The sequence below is a fragment of the Streptomyces sp. NBC_00876 genome, assembly GCF_045207435.1.
Lineage (GTDB): Bacteria > Actinomycetota > Actinomycetes > Streptomycetales > Streptomycetaceae > Streptomyces.
Window position 1 is genome coordinate 2,635,066 of sequence record NZ_CP108800.1, and the last position, 20,800, is coordinate 2,655,865.

Annotated in this window: 17 protein-coding genes and 2 tRNA genes; 4 read left to right on the forward strand and 15 right to left on the reverse strand. The window is 71.8% G+C overall.

The genetic code is table 11. From position 1 onward, the window contains the following. Positions 1–325 precede the first annotated feature (325 nt). On the reverse strand, positions 326–1,312 hold the full coding sequence (gene holA, locus OG782_RS11555; protein ID WP_406449977.1) for a DNA polymerase III subunit delta: 987 nt from the start codon (positions 1,310–1,312) through the stop codon (positions 326–328). 83 nt (positions 1,313–1,395) lie between these two features. Here holA and OG782_RS11560 point away from each other — a divergent pair, with 83 nt between their 5' ends. After that, the gene (locus OG782_RS11560; RefSeq protein ID WP_406449979.1) at positions 1,396–1,641 is read left to right on the forward strand and encodes a hypothetical protein; all 246 of its coding nucleotides are present in this window, start codon (positions 1,396–1,398) and stop codon (positions 1,639–1,641) included. A gap of 41 nt (positions 1,642–1,682) precedes the next feature. On the opposite strand, the gene OG782_RS11565 is transcribed toward OG782_RS11560, so the two are convergent. After that, entirely contained in the window at positions 1,683–2,567 is an 885-nt protein-coding gene (locus tag OG782_RS11565) for a YceI family protein (RefSeq protein WP_406449981.1), read from the reverse strand. Between the two features lie 183 nt (positions 2,568–2,750). Then, the gene (locus tag OG782_RS11570; protein WP_406449983.1) at positions 2,751–3,635 is read right to left on the reverse strand and encodes an arylamine N-acetyltransferase; all 885 of its coding nucleotides are present in this window, start codon (positions 3,633–3,635) and stop codon (positions 2,751–2,753) included. Positions 3,636–3,784: 149 nt separating this feature from the next. Between OG782_RS11570 and OG782_RS11575 the strand changes: the two genes are divergently transcribed. After that, positions 3,785–4,240 carry a pyridoxamine 5'-phosphate oxidase family protein gene (locus OG782_RS11575; RefSeq protein ID WP_406449985.1) on the forward strand — a complete coding sequence of 152 codons (456 nt, stop codon included), beginning with the start codon at positions 3,785–3,787 and terminating at the stop codon, positions 4,238–4,240. A gap of 8 nt (positions 4,241–4,248) precedes the next feature. Here OG782_RS11575 and OG782_RS11580 read toward each other — a convergent pair whose 3' ends face one another. The 5 genes from OG782_RS11580 to leuS form a co-directional block, all read right to left on the reverse strand. Further along, positions 4,249–6,792 carry a ComEC/Rec2 family competence protein gene (locus OG782_RS11580; protein WP_406449987.1) on the reverse strand — a complete coding sequence of 848 codons (2,544 nt, stop codon included), beginning with the start codon at positions 6,790–6,792 and terminating at the stop codon, positions 4,249–4,251. After that, entirely contained in the window at positions 6,789–7,517 is a 729-nt protein-coding gene (locus OG782_RS11585) for a helix-hairpin-helix domain-containing protein (RefSeq protein ID WP_406458996.1), read from the reverse strand. The genes OG782_RS11580 and OG782_RS11585 overlap by 4 nt, the downstream gene beginning before the upstream one ends. 870 nt (positions 7,518–8,387) lie before the next feature. Next, the gene (locus OG782_RS11590) at positions 8,388–9,233 is read right to left on the reverse strand and encodes a DegV family protein (RefSeq protein WP_406449989.1); all 846 of its coding nucleotides are present in this window, start codon (positions 9,231–9,233) and stop codon (positions 8,388–8,390) included. 282 nt (positions 9,234–9,515) lie between these two features. Continuing rightward, entirely contained in the window at positions 9,516–10,289 is a 774-nt protein-coding gene (locus tag OG782_RS11595) for a hypothetical protein (RefSeq protein WP_406449991.1), read from the reverse strand. Between the two features lie 158 nt (positions 10,290–10,447). Continuing rightward, positions 10,448–13,321 (reverse strand): leucine--tRNA ligase, encoded by a 2,874-nt coding sequence (gene leuS / locus OG782_RS11600; RefSeq protein ID WP_406449993.1) that lies wholly within the window; start codon positions 13,319–13,321, stop codon positions 10,448–10,450. Between the two features lie 394 nt (positions 13,322–13,715). Between leuS and OG782_RS11605 the strand changes: the two genes are divergently transcribed. Then, positions 13,716–14,141, forward strand: a complete 426-nt coding sequence (locus OG782_RS11605) for a hypothetical protein (protein WP_406449995.1) — start codon at positions 13,716–13,718, stop codon at positions 14,139–14,141. Positions 14,142–14,263: 122 nt separating this feature from the next. Here the strand turns inward: OG782_RS11605 and OG782_RS11610 are convergent. The 3 genes from OG782_RS11610 to OG782_RS11620 all read right to left on the reverse strand — a co-directional run bounded on the left by OG782_RS11610 (position 14,264) and on the right by OG782_RS11620 (position 16,392). Next, a tRNA-Ala gene (locus tag OG782_RS11610) sits at positions 14,264–14,336 on the reverse strand. A 111-nt stretch (positions 14,337–14,447) separates the two neighbouring features. Further along, positions 14,448–14,681 (reverse strand): hypothetical protein, encoded by a 234-nt coding sequence (locus OG782_RS11615; protein WP_148018647.1) that lies wholly within the window; start codon positions 14,679–14,681, stop codon positions 14,448–14,450. A 235-nt stretch (positions 14,682–14,916) separates the two neighbouring features. Then, the gene (locus OG782_RS11620) at positions 14,917–16,392 is read right to left on the reverse strand and encodes an MFS transporter (protein WP_406449997.1); all 1,476 of its coding nucleotides are present in this window, start codon (positions 16,390–16,392) and stop codon (positions 14,917–14,919) included. A gap of 102 nt (positions 16,393–16,494) precedes the next feature. Here OG782_RS11620 and OG782_RS11625 point away from each other — a divergent pair, with 102 nt between their 5' ends. Next, a complete protein-coding gene (locus OG782_RS11625; protein WP_406449999.1) occupies positions 16,495–17,445 on the forward strand; it encodes a helix-turn-helix transcriptional regulator in 951 nt (316 codons plus the stop codon). 21 nt (positions 17,446–17,466) lie between these two features. Here the strand turns inward: OG782_RS11625 and OG782_RS11630 are convergent. The 4 genes from OG782_RS11630 to OG782_RS11645 form a co-directional block, all read right to left on the reverse strand. Beyond that, positions 17,467–17,539: transfer RNA gene (locus OG782_RS11630), tRNA-Ala, on the reverse strand. Positions 17,540–17,667: 128 nt separating this feature from the next. Further along, positions 17,668–18,321 (reverse strand): histidine phosphatase family protein, encoded by a 654-nt coding sequence (locus OG782_RS11635; protein ID WP_406458998.1) that lies wholly within the window; start codon positions 18,319–18,321, stop codon positions 17,668–17,670. After that, positions 18,318–18,749 carry a ribosome silencing factor gene (gene rsfS, locus OG782_RS11640; RefSeq protein ID WP_406450001.1) on the reverse strand — a complete coding sequence of 144 codons (432 nt, stop codon included), beginning with the start codon at positions 18,747–18,749 and terminating at the stop codon, positions 18,318–18,320. The genes OG782_RS11635 and rsfS overlap by 4 nt, the downstream gene beginning before the upstream one ends. 299 nt (positions 18,750–19,048) lie before the next feature. After that, positions 19,049–20,782 carry an LCP family protein gene (locus tag OG782_RS11645; RefSeq protein WP_406450003.1) on the reverse strand — a complete coding sequence of 578 codons (1,734 nt, stop codon included), beginning with the start codon at positions 20,780–20,782 and terminating at the stop codon, positions 19,049–19,051. Between the last annotated feature and the right edge of the window lie 18 nt (positions 20,783–20,800).

Sequence of the window (20,800 nt, forward strand, 5' to 3'; positions counted from 1 at the left end):
GGGCCCTCTCTCCCGCTCCTGACCGGCCCCCCGCGCCGCACACCGAACCTGCGTTCGCCACGCGGGTGCGGCGCACCAAGCGCAAAGCGAAGGCCCCGGCCGTCCCCCTCCCCAGGGGCACGACCGGGGCCTTCGGCATGCTCATGCGTGGGGCCAAATCCAGCCCGGCAAGTTCAAGCCCGTCCGGCGTTTGAGGACACGCTCCGACCCGCAGCTCACAACCGAGCCCGGTAAAACCAAGCCCGTCCGGCGCTTGAGGACGCCCGAACGGCAAGTTCAAGCCCGTCCGGCGCTTGAGGACACCGTGGGCCACACCCCTCCGGGGCTACCGCCCCGCCCGCGCGGCCCGCGCCACAGCCACCACGGCCTTCTCAAGGGCGTACTCAGGGTCGTCCCCCCCACCCTTCACCCCCGCATCCGCATCCGCCACCGCCCGCAACGCCACCGCGACCCCGTCCGGCGTCCAGCCCCGCATCTGCTGACGCACCCGGTCGATCTTCCACGGCGGCATGCCCAGCTCACGGGCGAGATCCGCCGGCCGCCCCCCGCGCGCCGACGAGAGCTTGCCGATCGCCCGTACACCCTGGGCGAGCGCGCTGGTGATCAGGACGGGGGCGACTCCGGTCGACAGCGACCAGCGCAGGGCCTCCAGCGCCTCCGCCGCCCGCCCCTCGACGGCCCGGTCGGCGACCGTGAAGCTCGACGCCTCCGCGCGCCCCGTGTAGTAGCGCCCGACGACCGCCTCGTCGATCGTGCCCTCGACATCCGCGACGAGCTGCGACGCCGCGCTCGCCAGCTCCCGCAGATCGCTGCCGATGGAATCGACCAGCGCCTGACAGGCCTCGGGGGTCGCGGAGCGCCCCAGCGCCCGGAACTCGCCCCGTACGAAGGACAGCCGCTCGGCCGGCTTGGTCGTCTTCGGGCAGGCGACCTCGCGGGCCCCCGCCTTGCGCGCCGCGTCGAGCAGCGCCTTGCCCTTGGCGCCGCCCGCGTGCAGCAGCACGAGGGTGATCTCCTCGACCGGGTCGTCGAGATACTTCTTGACGTCCTTGACCGTGTCGGCGGAGAGATCCTGCGCGTTGCGCACGATCACCACCTTGCGCTCGGCGAAGAGCGACGGGCTCGTCAGCTCGGCCAGGGTGCCCGGCTGGAGCTGGTCGGAGGTGAGGTCGCGGACATCCGTGTCGGCGTCGGAGGCCCGGGCCGCCGCCACCACCTGCTGCACGGCGCGGTCCAGGAGGAGGTCCTCCTGCCCCACGGCGAGCGTGAGAGGGGCGAGCGGGTCGTCGGTGGAATTCCTTCTGGTGGCCATCGCCGTCCAGCATCCCACGGGCCACTGACAGCCCGGCCGCGGCCGCCGTCCGGACACCGCGGGCCGTACCGGAGAATGGGCGGGTGAGCGATGTGAGACATGTGCTGGTGCTGCCCGACCGCGACAGCGCCCAGGAGGCGTCCGGAGAGCTGGCCGACCGCTTCGGGGTCGCCGAGGAGCCGCAGCTCGTACGCGACGCGCTGGCCGGCGAGGACGACGCCGAGGACGCCCAGTGGCTGGTGGTCGTGGAGGACCCGGACCGCCGGCTGGACCCCGCGGCGCTCGACGCCTTTGCCGCGGAGTACGAGGGGTGGCTGGAGGCCCCGTAGGGGGCTCGGGGCCGGCTCGGGCACCGCTCCGGAGCCCGGAGTCAGCTCTTCGGAACGATCTGGATGTCCATGTCGATCGAGATGCTGGAGCCGACGGCGGCGATGCCCCGGGCCAGCATGGTCTGCCACGTGAGGGTGAAGTCCTCACGGTGCAGTTCGGTGGTGGCACGGCAGGCGGCCCTGGTCTCGCCCTCCAGGCCGTTGCCCAGGCCGAGATACTGGGTGTCCAGCGTGACCGTGCGGCTCACCCCGTGCAGGGTGAGCGCGCCGCTCACGCCCCAGCGGGTGCCGCCCCGGTGGACGAAGCGCTCGCTGTAGAACTCCAGCGTCGGGAAGCGGCCGACGTCGAGGAAGTCCCCCGAGCGCAGATGGTCGTCCCGCATCTGGACGTTCGTATCGATCGACGCGGCGTCGATGATCACGTGCATGGCCGAGTCCTCCATGCGGTCGGCGATCCGCACCGCGCCCGCGAAGGTGTTGAACCGGCCGTGGATGCGGGCCATCCCGATGTGCCGGGCCGTGAAGCCGATCTGCGAGTGCATCGGCTCGATCTCCCACTCGCCCGGGTCGGGCAGCTGCGGGGGCGCGGAAACCTGAAGGGTCACATCGCCGAGACCCGCGTGACCGCCCTCGGCGACCGTGGCCCAACCGTGGAACGGGGTGAAGCCCTCCGCCGTCACGGCCAGCCGGTACTCCCCCGCCGGGACCGTGGCGAGAACGCTGCCGTACGGGTCCGTCTCACCGCCGATGACCTTTCGTCCCGCACGGTCCGTGATCACGAAATCGGCCTGCTGCACGGCTTCGTCGACCGGGTCGATCACCCGGCAGCTGAGGACTCCCGCGGAGTGCGGTACGTCGAGTCCGGCGAGGGCGTTGCCGCGTACGGCACCCGTCGCCGCCTTGTTTCCGAGCCAACGGCCGAACATCTTCACGCACTCCCGGGGGGATTCACCTCGGGCCGGAAGACAGGACGTCGTTGTCGGAGCAGCGGCCCGCCGACGAGCATGCATTCGATCACCCTTGTGGCGTTCGAGGCAAACAGAGGGGCTCGCAGGGGCTTGGGTGGAGGTGTTACCGAAGGTCCGAATTGGCCGTTCCGTTTGCATGTGTCACCCGTTCGGCGCGGACGCATCCGCCCCTCGGCCGGCGGGAAGCCGGTCGAGGTGCACCCCGAAGTGCTCCCGGTAGGCGGCGAGCACCTCTTCGTCGCTCCCGAGCGGCGCCTCATGGCGCTCCGCGCCCACCGTGGTGAGGAGCTTGCGGCCTTTGAGTGTGATCCGGCCGGTGGCGGTGAAGCGCGAGCAGACCGGCGACCTGGTGAAGCTGGAATCGGGTGAGGTCCGGTGGTACCAGGCCCCGGCCGTGAAGTCGGCCAGCGCCCGCGGCCTCGGATCCAGGCGGAACTGGGGCGTACCGTCCCGCAGCACATCCAGGTCCCCGTAACCGGCGGCGTCTCCCCGGTCCCCGGTGTACCTGCCGTCCTCGGTCTCCCCGCCGCCCTCCATGACCTCGGCGGGGGCCGGCCCGATCCGGAAGGTGCCGCGCGGGTCCTCCTGGTCCGTACGGTCGTCGAGTGCGAGCGGCTGCTGGGCGTGGTCGCCGAAGCCGACATCGGCGAGCCAAGGGCCCGTACCGTCGTCCGTCCCCACCCACAGCGCCATGTGGTCGTACGGGATGCCGAGCCGGCCGTTGTCACCGTGGACCCGCGCCTGGAGCAGCGTGACGCGGAAGCCGAGCGCCCGCAGGAGCACGGCGAAGGCCCCGTTGAGTTCGTAGCAGAACCCGCCCCGGCGGTCCGCCACGACCTTGTCCAGGAGCGCCTCCTCCTCCAGCACGATGTCCTCGCCGAGATGGATCGAGAGGTTCTCGAAGGGCACGGAGGTGAGATGGCGCAGTTGCAGCTCGCGCAGTGCCGCGGCATCGGGGCGGGCGGGCCGGGCGGCACCGATGCGCTCCAGGTAGGAGTCGGTGGTCTGCTGCGATCTCGGGTCCATGCCGCCAGTCTGTCCCGGCACGCGGCGCCCTGCCATGAGCCGGTGGACCTAGGTCCTCTCGTTTGGATCAGGCCGGCCTGATCCAAACGAGAGGACCTAGGTCGGGCGGCTGAGGCGCGATGCCTTGCCCGTTCACTAGCGTGGCGGGCATGACGAATCCGGAGCCGGCGCGCAGCCGGGAACAGCGCAAGCAGGATGTGCTCGATCATCTGGAGAAGGACGAGGACGCCTGGGTGTCGACCTCCTCGGCCGACGGGGTGCCCACCCTGGTTCCGCTGTCGTTCGTGTGGGACCGGGAAACCCTGCTGATGGCCACCCGGCGCACCAACCCGACGGCGGTCAACGTGACACCGGCCGGGCAGGCCCGGATCGCGCTGGGCCACACCCGCGATGTGGTCCTCATCGAGGCGACGGCAGAGGTCGTCGAGGGCGCGGACCTTCCCGTGGAGTCGGGCGACGCCTTCGCCACCAAACTGAACTGGGACCTGCGGGGCCGCTCCGCCTGGGTGTACCTGCGGTTCACGCCGTACGCGGTCAGGGCCTGGCGGGAGGAGAACGAGCTGGCCGGCCGTGAGCTGATGGCCGACGGGCGGTGGCTGGACTGAGGGCCCCGTCATGACCGGCCCACCGCCCGCAGCCCCGGCCCGGTGCCCGTCACCGCGATCGCCCCGTCCCGGTCGGTACGCAGCACCACCGCTCCCCCGGCCGTGAGGGCATCGACCGTCCGTGCCGCCGGATGCCCGTACGGGTTGTCCCGGCCCACGCTGACCAGCGCGAACCGCGGACGGGCGCTGCGCAGCAGGGCGGCGTCCTGATGCGCGGAGCCGTGGTGGGCGACCTTGAGTACGTCGACCTGCGGCAGGGCCGGAAGGCTGCGCAACAGCCCTTGCTGGGCCGGGGGTTCCAGATCGCCCGGGAGTAGCAGCGTGACTCCGCCCGCCCGTACGAACAGGGTGACGCTGGCGTCGTTCGGATCCTGCGGTACGGGGCCGGCCGCCGGGCCCGCGGAGGCACCGCCCGGCGGCCACAGCACCCGCCAGTCGAGCGCGCCGATCCGGCGCCGTTCACCGGGTACCGCCCGGATCACGGGGATACGGGCCGCAGCGGCCGTTCTCCTGACGAACGCGGCCTGTTCCGGGGGTTCGTCCAGGCTCGTCGTCTGGATCGCGCCCACCGCCCTGCCTCTCAACACGCCGGGCAGGCCCCGCACATGGTCGGCGTGGAAGTGGCTGAGCAGCAACAACGGGATGCGGGTGATGCCCAGTTCACGCAGGCACCGGTCGGCGAGCCGGGGATCCGGCCCGGCGTCGACGACCACACCCGAGCCGCCCCCTGCCGCCAGGACCAGGGCATCGCCCTGCCCGACATCGCACATCACGAACGCCCAGCCGGGCGGCGGCCATCCGGTCAGCACCCGCGTCAGCGGCACCGGCCGGAGCACCGCGAGCACCAGCAGCAGCGCGGCGGCCGAACAGATCCAGGGCCGGCGTCCCACGCGCCGGGCGAACAGCACCAGCAGCGTGGTCAGTACGGCCAGCAGCAGCGCACCCGGCCGGCCGTCGGGCCAGTCGGTCTCCGCCCCGGGGAGCGCCGCTCCGGCCCGCGCCACGGAGGCGATCCACCCGGCCGGCCACCCCGCCACCCGGGCGAGCAGTTCGGCCACCGGCATGGCCACCGGTGCCAGGGCCAGCGTGGCGAAGCCGAGAATCGTGGCAGGCGCCACGGCGAACTCGGCCAGCAGATTGCACGGGATCGCCACCAGGCTCACCCGAGAGGCGAGCAGCACCACCACCGGCGAGCACACCGCCTGCGCGGCGGCCGCGGCAGCGAGCGCCTCCGCGAGCCGCGGCGGCATCCGCCGCCGTTGCAGCGCTTCGCTCCATCGCGGTGCGATGGTCAGAAGAGCCCCGGTGGCCAGGACCGACAGGACGAAGCCGTAACTGCGGGCCAGCCACGGGTCGTAGAGCACCAGCAGCAGAACGGCGGCGGCCAGTGCGGGAATCAGGGTGCGGCGCCGCCCGGTGCCGATGGCGAGCAGGGTGATCAGGCCGCAGGCCGCGGCACGCAGCACGCTCGGTTCGGGGCGGCAGACGAGGACGAAGGCGAGCGTGAGCCCTCCACCCAGCAGTGCGGTCATTCGGAGGGAGATCCCCAGCCTGGGTGCCAGCCCGCCACGTTCGACGCGCAGGGCGCTGCCGGGTGGCCCGATGAGCAGGACGAGCAGGATCGCCAGGTTGGCGCCCGAGACGGCCATCAGATGGGTGAGGTCGGTCGCCCGGAACGCATCGTGCAGTTCGGGCGTGACCCTCGTGGTGTCGCCGACGACCAGTCCGGGAAGGAGTGCCCGCGCATCGGGGCCGAGCCCTTCGGTCGCTGCCCGCAGACCGGCGCGCAGTCCGCCCGCCGTGCGCTGGAGGCGGGTGGGCGGACCGGTGATGCGGGGAGGCCCTTTGCCGTCGGGGCGCAGCACGGCAGCGGCCCGCTCTCCGTCGTGCAGCGGCGGCGCGAGCCGCCCGCCGATCCGCAGCCGGGTGGACGGGAGCAGTTGCTGCCACTGCGCCGTCGCGCGACCGGGCGTGACGACGACCAGCACCGGCGTACGCAGCCGGGTGGCTGTGCCGTCTGGCCTCGTCAGCCGGGTGATCTCCGCGTCCAGGAGCAGGGAGGCGGGGGTGCTGCGGTCGCCGCGTACCCGTGGGAACGTCCGGCGGGCATCGGAGGTCAGGGTGATCTCCGCCTCGATGCGGGCGAACTGCCCGGCCAGTCCGGGCACGGGTCCCTGTCGCGCGCTCGCGCTGTGCAGCCCGGCGGACGCTGCCCCGGCCGCCGCGCAGAGCAGTACGGCCGCGGCAGCCGTGGTGTGCAGGCGCCGACGGCCGGCGGCCGTGCCGCCCCGGGCGTCCGCCGGGTCTGTTCCGGCGGCGTGTGCGATACGAAGTGGCGGGAGGCCCGGCACGGCGAGCAGGAGCAAGGCGGCCCCGACACAGAGCACCACTCCTACCGCCGTCCACCGCCCCGGTGCGCCCACGGCGAGCGCGGCACCGGCCCAGGCGGCCAAGGCGGGCGGGACCAGCCGCAGATCGACCGGGCCCTCCTGTCGCGGGTCGGCGGCACCCAGCCGCCGGCCCGACGCCGTGTGGACGTCCTGGGCGCTCATGGCCGCACCAGTGGCTGGAGATCGGCGAACCGGCGGTCGCCGATGCCGTTGACCTCGCGGAGTTCGTCGACGGACCGGAATCCGCCGTGCTGGGTGCGGTAGTCGACGATGTGCTGGGCGAGGACGGGCCCGACGCCCGGCAAGGTGTCGAGCTGGTCCGCCGTCGCGCTGCTCAGACTCACCGGTCCGGTGCCCGGCCCTGTGCCCGTTCCCGTGCCGCCGACGGCTGTCGTATTCGCGGCGCCTCCTCCCGTACCGGCTGCGGCGGCCGGGCCCGGTGGGGCTCCCACCATGATCTGCTCACCGTCCATCAGCACCCGGGCCCGGTTGAGGCCGTCGAGGTCCACCCCGGGCCGGGCCCCGCCCGCGGCACGCAGCGCGTCGGCGACCCGGGCGCCGGACGGCAGCCGATGGATCCCGGGCCGTCGCACCTTCCCGCTCACGTCCACCACGATCTGCCCGCCCGGACCGGTGACGGGTGGTGGCCCGGGAGCCGGCTCGGGCGTACCGGCTCCACCGGCATCCGGGACCGCCTCCGGATCGGGCGCGGGCGCGTGCGCGGCCTCGCCGACACGGTCCGGGGCCCGTACGGCTTCGGGGCGCGCGGACCGGAAGTGCATTCCGGCGAACACCGCGGCCGCGACCAGGACAACGGTGAGCGCTGCAAGGGTCCTCGGCTCCAGGCCGCATCTGAGCTGCAGCCACATGGGCAGCCGCTCCCGCATCGCGAGCACGCCCCGCGCCCACCGCCCCGCGGAAGCCGAACCCGCGGCTGAGGACGAGGGGGCTGCCGTGGGGAACGGCGCGTCTGCCGATGGGGACGACGAAGGCTGAGGCGAGGAAGGAGGCACGGGCGCACCCCCGCTCACGGACGCACCCTGGATAGAGGTCACAGCCCCGGTCACGGGCGCACCCTCGAGCACTGTCACAGCCCCGGTCACGGACGCACCCTCGATCACGGACGCACCCTCGATCACGGGCGGAGACCCGGTCACGGGCGCACCCTCGATCACGGTTCCAGCCCCGGTCACAGGCACACCCCCGGTCACGGGCGCAGACACGGTCACGGGCGCACCCCCGGTCACGGGCGCAGCCGTCGAGGAGCCCGCGCCCTCGGATGCTCCCGGGCCGATCCCCGTACCGAACCCCACCCCCACCACCGGCCGCGCGACACGCCCCCCGTATCCGCCTGCCATGAGCGCGTCGGCGCGGCGGCGCGAGGCCGCAGCGGAAGCCGCGCGCGCCCTCGCCTGCCCTCGTCGGCCGGGTCCGGCGCCGTGCCGGGCACGCCCGTCCGAGGCCGGCAGGCGCCCGGGCCCGCTGCCGGGTCCGCCGACGCCCCTGCCGTATCGACGGATACGCCCGGCGCGACCGATGGAACCACCCAGCCCACTCGGCCCACCCGGCCCGCTGAGTCCGCCGGGTCCGCCCGGTCCGCTGAGTTCCCCCGGTCCGCCGGGTCCGCTGGTTGCACGATGTGATCGGGAAGCCATGCCTCACGACGCTAGGCACTTCCGGCGAAACCCGCTGAGCGCGCTCGATTCCGGTGGAAAACAGGCCTGTTGTGCAAAACTCCGCCACTCAGGGGAGTGAGGTCAGCGCGGCGAGATCACAGCGCCCAGCAGCCCCGGGCCGGTGTGCGCGCCGATCACCGCGCCCACCTCGCTGACATGCAGATCGACCAGGCCGGGAACTCGTTCGCGCAGCCGCTCGGCCAGTCGCTCGGCCCGCTCCGGGGCTGCCAGATGATGTACCGCGATGTCCACCCGGCCGCTGCCCGCCCGCTCGGCGACGAGCTCCTCCAGCCGCGCGATGGCCTTCGACGCCGTCCGCACCTTCTCCAGCAGCTCGATCCGGCCGCCGTCCAGCTGAAGCAGCGGCTTCACGGCAAGGGCCGAGCCGAGCAGGGCCTGGGCGGCACCGATCCGGCCACCACGGCGCAGGTAGTCCAGGGTGTCGACGTAGAAGTACGCGGAGGTGCCCGACGCACGCTTCTCGGCGGCTGCGACCGCGTCGTCCAGGCTGCCGCCCGCCTCGGCCGCCTCCGCCGCCGCCAGGGCGCAGAACCCGAGAGCCATGGCGACCATGCCCGTGTCCACCACCCGCACCGGCACCGGCGCGTCCTTCGCGGCGAGCAGCGCGGCGTCGTACGTGCCGGAGATCTCCGCGGAGAGGTGGAGCGAGACGATGCCGCTCGCCCCGGCGTCCGCGGCCGCGCGGTAGGCGGCGGCGAAGACCTCGGGGCTGGGCCGCGAGGTCGTCACGGGGCGGCGCTTCTGGAGCGCCAGTGCGAGGGAGCGGGCCGAGATCTCGGTACCCTCCTCCAGCGCCTGATCGCCGAGGACGACGGTCAGCGGCACTGCGGTGATGCCATGCCGTTCCATCGCCTGAGGCGGCAGGTAGGCCGTTGAATCGGTGACGATCGCGACATGGCGGGACATGAGCGGGAGGTTACCCGTCGGGGCGGTGCCTCGGCAGTCCGACCCCGAGCGATTGATCAGTTCCGGTCGGTTCGAGCCGCATCCTGCCATCCCCGTTCACCCGACGTCACGAGATTCGCTAGAGGCCAGGGTCCGCCCCACCGGTTCCGAACGCCCGCATACGCCCGCATGCGGGCGCGAAAACCGCGAAAGCCGACGACTGGCCACGAACGGCCACGAACAGCTACGAACGGCCACGAACGGCGGCCGTGAAGACCTCCGCCGTCGCTGCCGTCTCCGCCTTCAGTTCGTGGTCTCGGGCCGCGCCGACTTCTGCCACGGATACCCGGTCCGCAACCGGGGGTCCGGGGCCGTGATGGCCTGCGCCGTCCGGTCCTCACCCGGCCCCTGGCTCTGGCCCTGGCCCTGTCCCTGCTTCCGGCGCGGTCCGGGCTCCTGGGCCGTTTCCCGCACGGGCTCCCGCATCGGCTCCTGGACGCCTTGGTCAGCCGGCCGGCCCGGCCCCGGCTCCTCCGTAGTCCAGTGCCGCAGCGCCCCGGCCTCCACGTCGATCTGCACGTTGAGCGCCGACAGGTCGTCGTCGGCGAACTGCCGGGCCCGGTCCCGCGCTGCCCAGCGCAGCGCATCCGCGGAGCGGGTGATGCGCCCGGTGCGCTCCTTCAGTCCGGGCAGGCGCGAGGTGACCGTCGCCCTGTCGGGCTCGCGCTCCAGTGTCTTCAGCTCCTCGTCCAGCTCACGGCCGTGCACACCGAGTCGCTCGAACAGTCCCAGCGACTCCGACAGCGAGGGATCCTCGACGACGCCCGCCTGCAGTGCCTCCTGTGTGGCACGCATCGAGGTGCGCAGGGCGAGACGGAGCTGCGCCAGTTCGCCGCCGACGCCCAGCTGCCCGTAGCTCTTCGCCCGCAGCGCGGTGTCCTCCACGGTGCGGCGCGCCTGCGTGATCGTGCGGTCCACCCCGCGCTTGGCCGCTCCCACGACCTTCACCGTCGCGTAGACGCCCAGGGCCACGAAAATGACGGCGAGCAGCCCCAGGATCAGGATCACGGCTTCCATGAGCGCCCCTCGGATGGTGTGACGGCTGCCGGCACGCTTTCACCGACCCCTCCACCGTAAACGGAACGGGCAGGCTGAGGGTTCCAATGGAACCCCCAACCTGCCCGTAGGGGAAAGCCCTCACACCGTCACGCCGTCACAACGACGGCCGACAGCAGCTACGCCGGAACGATGTTCACCAGCTTCGGTGCCCGGACGATCACCTTGCGGATACCCGCCCCGTCCAGCGCGGCGACGACGGCCGGGTCGGCCAGGGCCAGGGCCTCCAGCTCAGCGTCCGTGATCGACGGGGAGATCTCCAGGCGCGCCCGGACCTTGCCCTTGATCTGCACCACGCAGGTCACGGTCTCGTCCACGACGTACGCCGGGTCGGCCACCGGGAAGTCCTGGTGCACGACCGATTCGGTGTGACCCAGCCGGCGCCACAGCTCCTCGGCGATGTGCGGCGCCAGCGGCGCCACCAGCAGCACCAGTGACTCGGCGACCGGTCGCGGCAGCGGGCCGCCCGCCTTGGTCAGGTGGTTGTTCAGCTCGGTGACCTTGGCGATGGCCGTGTTGAAGCGCATGCCGGCCATGTCCCCGCCGACGCCGTCGATCGCCTTGTGCAGCGCGCGCAGCGTGTCCTCGCCGGGCTCGGTGTCGACGACGGTGACCTCGCCGCTCTCCTCGTCGACGACATTGCGCCACAGCCGCTGCAGCAGCCGGTACTGACCGACGACCGCGCGCGTGTCCCAGGGACGCGACACGTCCAGGGGGCCCATCGCCATCTCGTACAGACGCAGCGTGTCCGCGCCGTACTCGCCGCAGATCTCGTCGGGCGTCACGGCGTTCTTCAGGGACTTGCCCATCTTGCCCAGGACGCGGGAGACCTTCTCGCCCTCGTAGTAGAACGCGCCGTCGCGCTCCTCGACCTCGGCCGCCGGGACCGCGATGCCGCGGCTGTCCCGGTAGACGAACGCCTGGATCATGCCCTGGTTGTACAGCTTGTGGAACGGCTCGACGGAGGAGACGTGGCCCAGGTCGTGCAGCACCTTGGACCAGAAGCGGGCGTACAGCAGGTGCAGCACGGCGTGCTCGGCGCCGCCCACGTACAGGTCGACGCCACCGGTCGGCTGCCCCTCGCGCGGGCCCATCCAGTACTGCTCGATCGCCGGGTCGACCAGCTTCTCGCTGTTGTTCGGGTCCAGGTAGCGCAGCTCGTACCAGCAGGAACCGGCCCAGTTGGGCATGGTGTTGGTCTCGCGGCGGTACTTCTTCGGGCCGGCGCCGTCGCCCAGGTCCAGCGTGACGTTGACCCAGTCGGCGTTGCGCGACAGCGGCGTCTCGGGCTGGGTGTCGGCGTCGTCCGGGTCGAAGGTGCGCGGCGAGTAGTCGTCGACCTCCGGCAGCTCCAGCGGCAGCATCGACTCGGGCAGCGGGTGGGCGATGCCCTCCTCGTCGTACACGATCGGGAAGGGCTCGCCCCAGTAGCGCTGGCGGCTGAACAGCCAGTCGCGCAGCCGGAAGTTGACGGTGCCCTCGCCGACGCCGTGCTCCTTCAGCCAGTCGGTGATCCTGGCCTTCGCGTCGACGACGCCCAGGCCGTCCAGCGAGATCTCGTCGTTCGCGGAGTTGACCAGCTTCGCGTCGTACGAGCCGAAGGCGTCCTCCCACGTCGAGGCGTCCGTACCGCGGTCGTCCGACGGCTGGACGACACAGCGCATCGGCAGCTCGAAGGCGCGTGCGAAGGCGAAGTCGCGCGCGTCGTGCGCCGGCACGGCCATGATCGCGCCGGTGCCGTAGCCCATCAGGACGTAGTCGGCGATGAAGACGGGGATCTGGTCGCCGCTGACGGGGTTGGTCGCGTACGCGCCGGTGAAGACGCCGGTCTTGTCCTTGGCCTCGGCCTGCCGCTCCACGTCGGACTTGGCTGCGGCCTGCTTGCGGTACGCGGTGACGGCCTCGGCCGGTGTGGCGTGCCCGCCGGTCCAGACCGGGTGGGTGCCCTCGGGCCAGGCGGCGGGGATGATCCGTTCGACCAGCTCGTGCTCCGGCGCCAGCACCATGTAGGTGGCGCCGAACAGGGTGTCCTGGCGAGTGGTGAAGACCGTGATGCTGCCGGCGCCGTCGACCGGGAAGTCGACGCGCGCTCCTTCGGAGCGGCCGATCCAGTTGCGCTGCTGCAGCTTGATGGCCTCGGGCCAGTCCAGCCCGTCCAGGTCGTTCAGCAGCCGGTCCGCGTAGGCCGTGATGCGCATGTTCCACTGGCGCAGCTTGGCCTTGAAGACGGGGAAGTTGCCGCGCTCGGAGCGGCCGTCGGCGGTGACCTCCTCATTGGCCAGGACGGTGCCCAGGCCGGGCGACCAGTTGACGGGCGCGTCGGAGGCGTAGGCCAGGCGGTGGTCACTCAGCACGTCGGCGCGCTCGGCGGCGCTCAGCGCGCTCCAGTCGCGGCCGTCGGGGGTCGCGCGCTCACCGGACTCGAACCGGGCGACCAGCTCGGCGATCGGCCGGGCGCGGTCCGCCTCGGTGTCGTACCAGGAGTTGAAGATCTGCAGGAAGATCCACTGGGTCCACTTGTAGTACTCCGCCTCGATCGTGGCGAACGAGCGGCGCTTGTCGTGGCCCAGGCCCAGTCGGCGCAGCTGCGCCGTCATGTTCTCGATGTTGGCCTCGGTCGAGATCCGCGGATGCGTGCCGGTCTGTACGGCGTACTGCTCCGCGGGCAGGCCGAAGGCGTCGAAGCCCAGGGTGTGCAGCACGTTGTGACCGGTCATCCGCTGGTGACGGGCGAAGACATCGGTGGCGATGTAGCCCAGCGGGTGGCCGACGTGCAGTCCCGCACCCGAGGGGTACGGGAACATGTCCATGATGAACTTCTTCGGCTTGGCGGCCAGCTCGGGGTCGCCTGCCAGGTCGCCGGTCGGGTTCGGTGCCTCGTACGTACCCTCGGCGTCCCAGAAGTCCTGCCAGCGTGCCTCGATGTCGGCGGCCATCGCTGCCGTATAGCGGTGCGGCGCAGCAACGTCGGCTGCGGAATTCGTCTCGCTCATGATCCTCAAAGCTCCATCGATCGTCATCTGCCGGCGCCCACGTCTACGGACACGCGTCTACGGAAACGAAAAATCCCCTCGCACAGGAGGGGACGCCGCGCCGATGCCGACCAGGCGTTCTCACCGGTCGGGACTGATCAGCGCGGCTCGCTAAGCAGAAGGCCTACGGCACGCATGGCGTCAGGGTACCGCACGGGCCCGGCCTCTCTCCGGGCACTTCCGGTCCGTGGACACGACAGGATGCGAAACGTACGGGGGAACGCCCGGGAAGCGGCGGTTACTCCGCGTACCGACCTCTATCGGGGCAACCGCTCTAACCCCGTACTGGCCGGTATGGGGCGACTTAGCAGGCGGCCGCGGGACCGCTTTGCCGAGCCATTCGGAGCCGGCTCCCATGAACCCTCATCGCGGGATCCACTCATCGGCCGCGCCCTTCCAGGGACCGGGCCGCCAGGTGCAGGGCGGGCCGACCTTCGCCGTGCTGGTTCTCCTCCCGCTGCTCGCCGTGGCGGGCAGCGACGGTCTGCGTGCCACGCTCGACTTCACGACCGGTGTCCTCTCGCTGGTCTCGCTCACCGCCGCGGCGTGCTGGGGCCTGCTCGCCGCCGACCGGCTGTTCCTCTCCTCGCGTCAGCGGCTGATCGGCCAGGCCGTCAGCCGCACCACCGCGGCCGCCTCGCCGGCCTTCCTGCTGCTCCATGTCACGGTGAAGGTCTCGCTGGGGCAGGTGGACCTGCTCGGCGCCCTCATACCCTTCGGCCTCGGGGTCGGCGGCACGGCCGGGCTGATCGGCTTCGGCGCACTGACCGGGTGCTGCTGATGGTGGTGACCGCCGCGACCGGCGCGCCGCGCAGCACCTTCGCCGCCCCAGCAAGGTCGCCGGTCGCACAGAACGAACAGCGGGCCATCCGATTCGGATGGCCCGCTGTTCGTTCTTCACTGTGGAGCTAAGGAGAATTGAACTCCTGACCTCCTGCATGCCATGCAGGCGCTCTACCAACTGAGCTATAGCCCCGCGTTGTGTTGCCCGGTCTCCCGCGGCGACATCGAGAACATTACCGGTCCCCCCGGCCGTCCACCAAATCGATTAGGGCCGGCCCGCCTCCGGCCGATCGACGGGGGCCGGTCAGGCGGTCGCGAAGGAGTAGAAGCGCTTGAGCGTGCAGTGCTCCTCCAGCAGCCGTCCGTAGATCGGCTCCCCCTCCAGCTCCCGGTAGGTCTCGATGGGGTCGCCTTTTATGACCAGTGCCCGCGCACATTCCTCGCACCAGTACTGGTAGTCCACATTGACCGGATCCATGTCCCTGACGATGGGCGTACCGCTGCCGCACCAGTCGCACTTCCGCCTGTGTGCACCCATGGATCAGCTCCGGCTGCGGCCGCGGGCCGTGCACACGTGGAGGATCCCGGCGCTGCCGCCGGACGTTCGGACCACCGGGGACGGGCTGCCGGCGTGACGGCCGGTGCCGGCGCGGCCTCGACGGACGAAGGGCAGGTCCGGGACCTCGTGGCGGCTCGCAGGCATCGCACACTCCCTCCCGTTCGGTCCGTCTCCCCCTCCGGCGGTCCGATTCTGCCATGACCCCGCAAGGGGGTCAGCCCGCCGGAGATCCCGCCCTCCGCCGACGCCTCACGAGACCTGTGAGCGCGCCCACGGCGGCAGCCGCCGACAGGGCGAGCGCACACACCCACAATGCCTCTCCCGAACCCTGCGCCCCAGGCGTATCAAGGCGGTTGAGGTAGAGCGTGCCGACCGCCGCGACGCCGATCACCTGGCCGAGCTGGGTGACGGTCACCAGCACACCGCTGGCGTCGGCGGCGTCCTCCGGCCGTACGTTCGCCAGAGCGCCCGTGAGGGTGGGGCTGAAGCCCAGCGCCAGGCCGGCGCCCGTGACCACGAACGCCGCGTAGAGCCCGATCCCGCCGTCACCGCCGTCCCGCATGACCAGGCCGACGGCCGCCGAACCGACGGCGACCAGGACGAACCCGGCCGGGACCAGGGCGCCCTGGAGCCGGGCCGGCCACCGTCGCCAGGTCAGCCCCACCGCTCCGAAGACCAGCGCGGTCGGCGCGAACATCAGCCCCGCACGCAGCGCCGAATACCCCAGACCGCCCTGGACGTGCATCGTCATCGTGAAGAGGAAGCCCGCGTTGATCGCCATCACCAGAAGAATGCGCAGCGTCGCGTGGGCGATGCCGGGGATGCGGAGCACTCCGAGCGCGATCAGGGGTGCGCCGCCGCGCGCGGCCAGCCGGGTCTCGTACACGGCGAATCCGGCGAGGACCACGACGGAGGCGAGCAGGCAGATCCAGGTCCAGGCCGGCCAGTCCAGCTCCTGCCCGAGAACCAGCGGGACGGTCAGCAGGGTGACGCCCGCCGCGAGCATCACCAGTCCCGTCGCGTCCAGCCCGCGGGCGCGGACCTCCTCACGGGCCTGCCCGCTCCGCGGTTCACGCGGCAGCACACGGACGCCCAGCACCAGCAGCACCAGCCCGATCGGCACATTGACCAGGAACGCCGGCCGCCAGCCCGCCCCGAACAGATCGGCGCTGACCAGCACACCGCCCACCACCTGCCCGGCGGCCGCTCCGGTGGCCAGCACGGCGCTGTACGCGCCGAGCGCCCGCACCCGCGCCGCACCGGTGAAGGTCCTCTGGATCAGACTGAGCACCTGCGGGATCATCACTGCCGCGCCCACCCCCTGGATCACCCGGAAGGCGATCAACTGCCCCGTCCCCGCAGCCAGTCCGCAGGCCAGCGAGGCGACGGTGAAGAGAGCGAGCCCCGCCAGATGAGCGCGGCCGTGCCCGAACACGGTGCCGAGCCGCGCTCCGGTGATCAGCAGCACGGCGTACGAGACGGTGTAGCCGGCCACCAAGAGCTGCAACCCGGCCCCGGAGGCGCCGAGTTCGGTGCGGATAGTCGGGGCGGCGGCATTGACGATGAAGGTGTCGAGCAGCGCCATGAACTGGGCTGCCAGCACGAGCGCGAGCAGGCGCCCGGGACGGCTGTCGGTGATGCGGTCTTTACTGGGTACGGAACGGGTGGTCGTCCCGGAGGTCGTGGCCATGGCCCCAAGGCTGGCCGTGACCGCATACGGGTAACGAGAGCCCGCTGATGCTGGTACCGGCAGCACCTGGCAACCCCGGGGAGAAGCGCCGACGATGGGGGTGTGACGACGGTGACGACGCAGCAGCGGAGTTCGCAGGAACAGCCGGACCGGGCGGCGGGGCCGGCCCGGCGCGGGCCGCGGCACGGCAGGCGGCCGGAGCTCGCCGCCTTTCTGCGCAGCCGCCGGGCGCGGGTGACCCCTGCCGATGTGGGCATGGCGCCGGGCTTCCGGCGCCGGACCCCGGGGCTGCGCCGCGAGGAGGTCGCCCAGCTCTCCGGAGTGGGCGTCACCTGGTACACCTGGCTGGAACAGGGCCGCCCGATCAACGCCTCCCCGCAGGTCCTGGACGCGGTCGCCCGGACGCTCAGGCTGGACCCGCCCGAGCGCGAGCATCTCTACCACCTGGCCGAGGTGGCGTACATCCCCGGCAGGCAGTCCGGCACTGCCGAGGTCGGCGAGGAGATCCAGGGCATCATCGACGCGCTCGACCCGCGCCCCGCCGCCGTCTACAACGCGCGCTACGACATCCTGGCGACCAATCCCGCGTACCTCGACCTGTTCGGCGTGCCCGCGATGACGGAGTCCGGGATCCGGAACGTCCTGTGGGCCCTGTTCACGGCGTCCGACCAGGACTGCCCGGTCGTCCACCGCTCCCAGGAACTGCCCCTCATGGTGGCGACCCTGCGCAGCGGGTACGGACGCCATGCGGGCGAGCCCGCCTGGGAACGGTTCGTCGACGATCTCTCGGCAGCCAGTGCGTACTTCGCCCGGTTGTGGCGCAGCGGCGACGTCACACCCCCGGGGCCCCGGGTGAAGACCTTCCGGCACTGGGCGGCGTCCTCCGAGATACGGATGACATCGGTTTCGCTGTCCGTCAACGGGATGCCGGAGTGCCGGATCGTCGTGTACACACCTGCCGACGAGGCGAGCGGGCAGCAACTGGCGGCATTGCGCGCCCACCGGAGGGAGACCGGCCGGGCCCGGGGAACAAGCAAGGATCCCGCCCCCTGACCGGGGACGGGATCCTGATTGTGGAGCTAAGGAGAATTGAACTCCTGACCTCCTGCATGCCATGCAGGCGCTCTACCAACTGAGCTATAGCCCCGCTGTTCGCTTTGTTTCCCTGCGTTTCCGCGCTGCGAACAAGAAGAACTTTAGCCTGTGACCAGCCAGAAAGTGAAATCCGGCCGATGCCGCCCGAAGATGCCCTGCGGGCACCACGCGGGCATCCGGTCAGTCGTCGTCGCCGAGCACCGGTTCGGGCAGCGTGCCGGCGTTGTGCTCCAGCAGCCGCCAGCCGCGGGCGCCCTCGCCCAGCACCGACCAGCAGCAGTTGGAGAGCCCGCCGAGCCCTTCCCAGTGATGCGCTTCCAGGCCCAGCAGCCGGCCGATGGTCGTCCGGATGGTGCCGCCGTGACTGACGACGACGAGCGTGCCGTCGTCGGGCAGCTTGTCGGCATGGGCGAGCACGACGGGGGCGGCCCGGTCGGCCACCTCGGTCTCCAGCTCACCGCCGCCGCGCCGCACGGCCTCGCCGCGCTTCCACGCCGCGTACTGCTCGCCGTACAGCCCCACGATCTCCTCGTGGGTGAGACCCTGCCAGGCGCCCGCGTAGGTCTCGCGCAGTCCCGGATCGTGCGCGACTTCGAGGCCGGTGATCGCGGCGAGCTCGGCGGCCGTGGCCGCCGCCCGCCGAAGATCGGACGCGACGATCGCGTCCGGCTTCAGCGAGGCGAGCAGCCGGGCGGCCCGGCGGGCCTGCCCGACGCCTTCCTCGGTGAGCTCGATGTCCGTGGAGCCCTGGAACCTGCGCTCCAGGTTCCATGCCGTCTGGCCGTGGCGCCAGAGGACGATCCTGCGGCCTCTGCCGCTTGCGCTGCCGTTCAGTTCTGCTCACCTTCCGTGCTGCCGGTGAGCTGTGCGTGCTCCTCGGCCTTGCCGCGGGTCTTCACGGCGTCCTCGGGGAGGGCGATCTCGGGGCAGTCCTTCCACAGGCGCTCCAGCGCGTAGAAGACGCGCTCCTCGCTGTGCTGGACGTGGATGACGATGTCGACGTAGTCGAGGAGGATCCAGCGGGCGTCGCGGTCGCCCTCACGGCGGACCGGCTTGGCGCCGAGCTTCTTCTGAAGCTGCTCCTCGATCTCGTCGACGATCGACTTGACCTGGCGGTCGTTGGGGGCCGAGGCCAGCAGGAAGGCGTCCGTGATCGACAGCACGTCGCTGACGTCGTACGCGATGATGTCGTGCGCGAGCCGGTCGGCGGCCGCCTGAGCGGCGGCGTTGATGAGCTCGATGGAGCGGTCCGTGGCGGTCACAAGCAGGCTTTCGTCGGCGGTCAGAGAGACCTCTAGGGTCTCACGGACCACCGACAGCCCACGCAGTCATATTCAGAAGATCGTTCAGGAGTCGTCCCGCGGCGCCCCGGACCGGCCCCGGAGCGGCCCGGACCAGCCCCGAAGACGCCCCGGAGCGGCCCGCGAACAGCAGCGGGGCGGCCCTGGAACCATCCCGGAGCCGCCCCTGAAACCGACCGGCGGACCGACCCGGCGGACCGGCCCTGCGGACGGTCTACCGGACTGGCGGGGCCGGACCGGCGGACCGGCCCGGCCCGGCGCTAATCGATCTTGTAGTCCTGGCCGATGACGACGGACACGTCCGCGTTCCCGGCCGGCTTGCCCTTCTTCACCGCGTTCACCGGCAGTCCGAGGGTCTTGGCGACCTGGGTCGCCTTCTCCTTGTCCGCCGCCTCTCTGTAGAGGACCTGGGAGGAGGCCACCGCGGCGGACTTCCCGCTGTTGACGAAGGAGTAGCCGCCGTTGACCAGCTGGATGCGGGCGGACTCCGTCCCGCGGTCGTCACCGGTGGCGTTCTTGATCCCGACCCGCACCGCCGCGTCCGCGTCCGGAGCCTTGACCGTGCCGCCCAGGATGTCCTTGACGACGCTTTCGGTGGCCGCTTCGGTGAGGGTTCCGTCGTCCTGGACCGGCAGCAGCGCCGTCTTGTAGTCGCCGATCTTGGCGTGCTCGGCGAGCTTCGCCAGGAAGGCGCCGAGGTCCGCCTCGGGCAGTGACGGGTCCAGGATCTGGGCCAGCGTCTGCACGGTGACCGTCGCGGCCTTGGGGTCGTCCGACACCTTCCGCAGCACCCCGCGCATGACCTGGCCGAAGCGCATGAGCTGCTTGGCCTCGGCCTCGCCGGGACCGCGGTACGTGGCGTAGGCGACGGCCATCGGGCCGCTGAGCGTCTGCGCCTCGCCCTTCTTCACCAGTGGCGCGACGCCCTTCTTGGTATCGGGCACATCGGTGTCGGTGTCGATGTCGATGTTGCCGACCAGGTCGACGAGGTTCTCCAGGTAAGGCGTGTCGAGCCGCCAGGTACCGCCGATGTCGGTGCCGAGCAGGGTGTCGATCGAGTCGCGGGTCCCGGAGGTCCCGTCGTCGTCCACCGACTTGCCGAGCGTGCTCGTGACGCCGTCCTCGTCGGAGACGGCGAGGGAGTTGGGGAGCAGGACCGTGGTCCCCTGCTTGGTGGTGACGTTGTCGACGAGCAGGGCCGTGGACGTACCGCCGCCCTTGGTGTTGTGGAGGTGGACCACGATGACGTCCCGCCGCTGCGGACCGGTCGTCGCGGTGTTCTCCTTCTCCCCTGCGGAAAGACCGGGGATCTTGCCCGCGGACCACAGGTAGCCCACGCCGCCGACGACGACCAGGGCCACCACGACGATCAGCGCGACCATCCGGTTGCGGCCCCGGCGGCGTGCCTCCTCGCGGCGCTCGCTGCGGCTCTCGGTGAACTTGAGCCAGTCGATGACGTCTTCGGAGTCCTCGTCGGGCTCCTCGATGAAGGAGAACTGCTCGGTGCGGTAGTCCCGCTCGCCACGACGCTGCCCGGGAACGGCCGCCGCCCCGGTCTCGGGTTCGGGCTCCGGCGGAGCGGCCACGGGGGCCGGCGCCGGGGCCTGCTGCGGGATCCACTGCTGGGTCGTGTCGACCGCTGCGGGCTGCTGACCCGTGTCGTAGCCGTAGCCGTCGTAGCCGTAACCCTGCTGCGGGGACGGCTGCTGGGGCTGGTGCTGCTGGGTGGCGTACGGGTCGTACTGCTGCGGGGGCGGAGCGGCAGGCTGCTGCTGGGCGTACGGGTCGTAGCCGTACCCCTGGCCGGCCTGCGGCGCCTGCTGAGGGGGCTGCTGCTGTCCCGGGTGCTGCTGGGGCTGCTGCTGTTGCTGCTGCCCGTACGGGTCGTACTGCTGCTGCCCCGGCTGCTGGTACACCGGCTGCCCGTACTCGTCGTAACCGACGATCTGCGGCTGCTGGTAGTACGGGTCGTACGGGTTCTGTCGGTCGTTCACCGGTGCCCCTCTCCGTGG

Excerpts from the sequence above, each read along its gene's own strand:
- holA (WP_406449977.1), bottom strand. The coding sequence starts at position 1,312 with ATGGCCACCAGAAGGAATTCCACCGACGACCCGCTCGCCCCTCTCACG.
- OG782_RS11565 (WP_406449981.1), bottom strand. The coding sequence starts at position 2,567 with ATGTTCGGCCGTTGGCTCGGAAACAAGGCGGCGACGGGTGCCGTACGC.
- OG782_RS11570 (WP_406449983.1), bottom strand. The coding sequence starts at position 3,635 with ATGGACCCGAGATCGCAGCAGACCACCGACTCCTACCTGGAGCGCATC.
- OG782_RS11575 (WP_406449985.1), top strand. The coding sequence starts at position 3,785 with ATGACGAATCCGGAGCCGGCGCGCAGCCGGGAACAGCGCAAGCAGGAT.
- OG782_RS11580 (WP_406449987.1), bottom strand. The coding sequence starts at position 6,792 with ATGAGCGCCCAGGACGTCCACACGGCGTCGGGCCGGCGGCTGGGTGCC.
- OG782_RS11585 (WP_406458996.1), bottom strand. The coding sequence starts at position 7,517 with ATGCGGGAGCGGCTGCCCATGTGGCTGCAGCTCAGATGCGGCCTGGAG.
- OG782_RS11590 (WP_406449989.1), bottom strand. The coding sequence starts at position 9,233 with ATGTCCCGCCATGTCGCGATCGTCACCGATTCAACGGCCTACCTGCCG.
- OG782_RS11595 (WP_406449991.1), bottom strand. The coding sequence starts at position 10,289 with ATGGAAGCCGTGATCCTGATCCTGGGGCTGCTCGCCGTCATTTTCGTG.
- leuS (WP_406449993.1), bottom strand. The coding sequence starts at position 13,321 with ATGAGCGAGACGAATTCCGCAGCCGACGTTGCTGCGCCGCACCGCTAT.
- OG782_RS11605 (WP_406449995.1), top strand. The coding sequence starts at position 13,716 with ATGAACCCTCATCGCGGGATCCACTCATCGGCCGCGCCCTTCCAGGGA.
- OG782_RS11615 (WP_148018647.1), bottom strand. The coding sequence starts at position 14,681 with ATGGGTGCACACAGGCGGAAGTGCGACTGGTGCGGCAGCGGTACGCCC.
- OG782_RS11620 (WP_406449997.1), bottom strand. The coding sequence starts at position 16,392 with ATGGCCACGACCTCCGGGACGACCACCCGTTCCGTACCCAGTAAAGAC.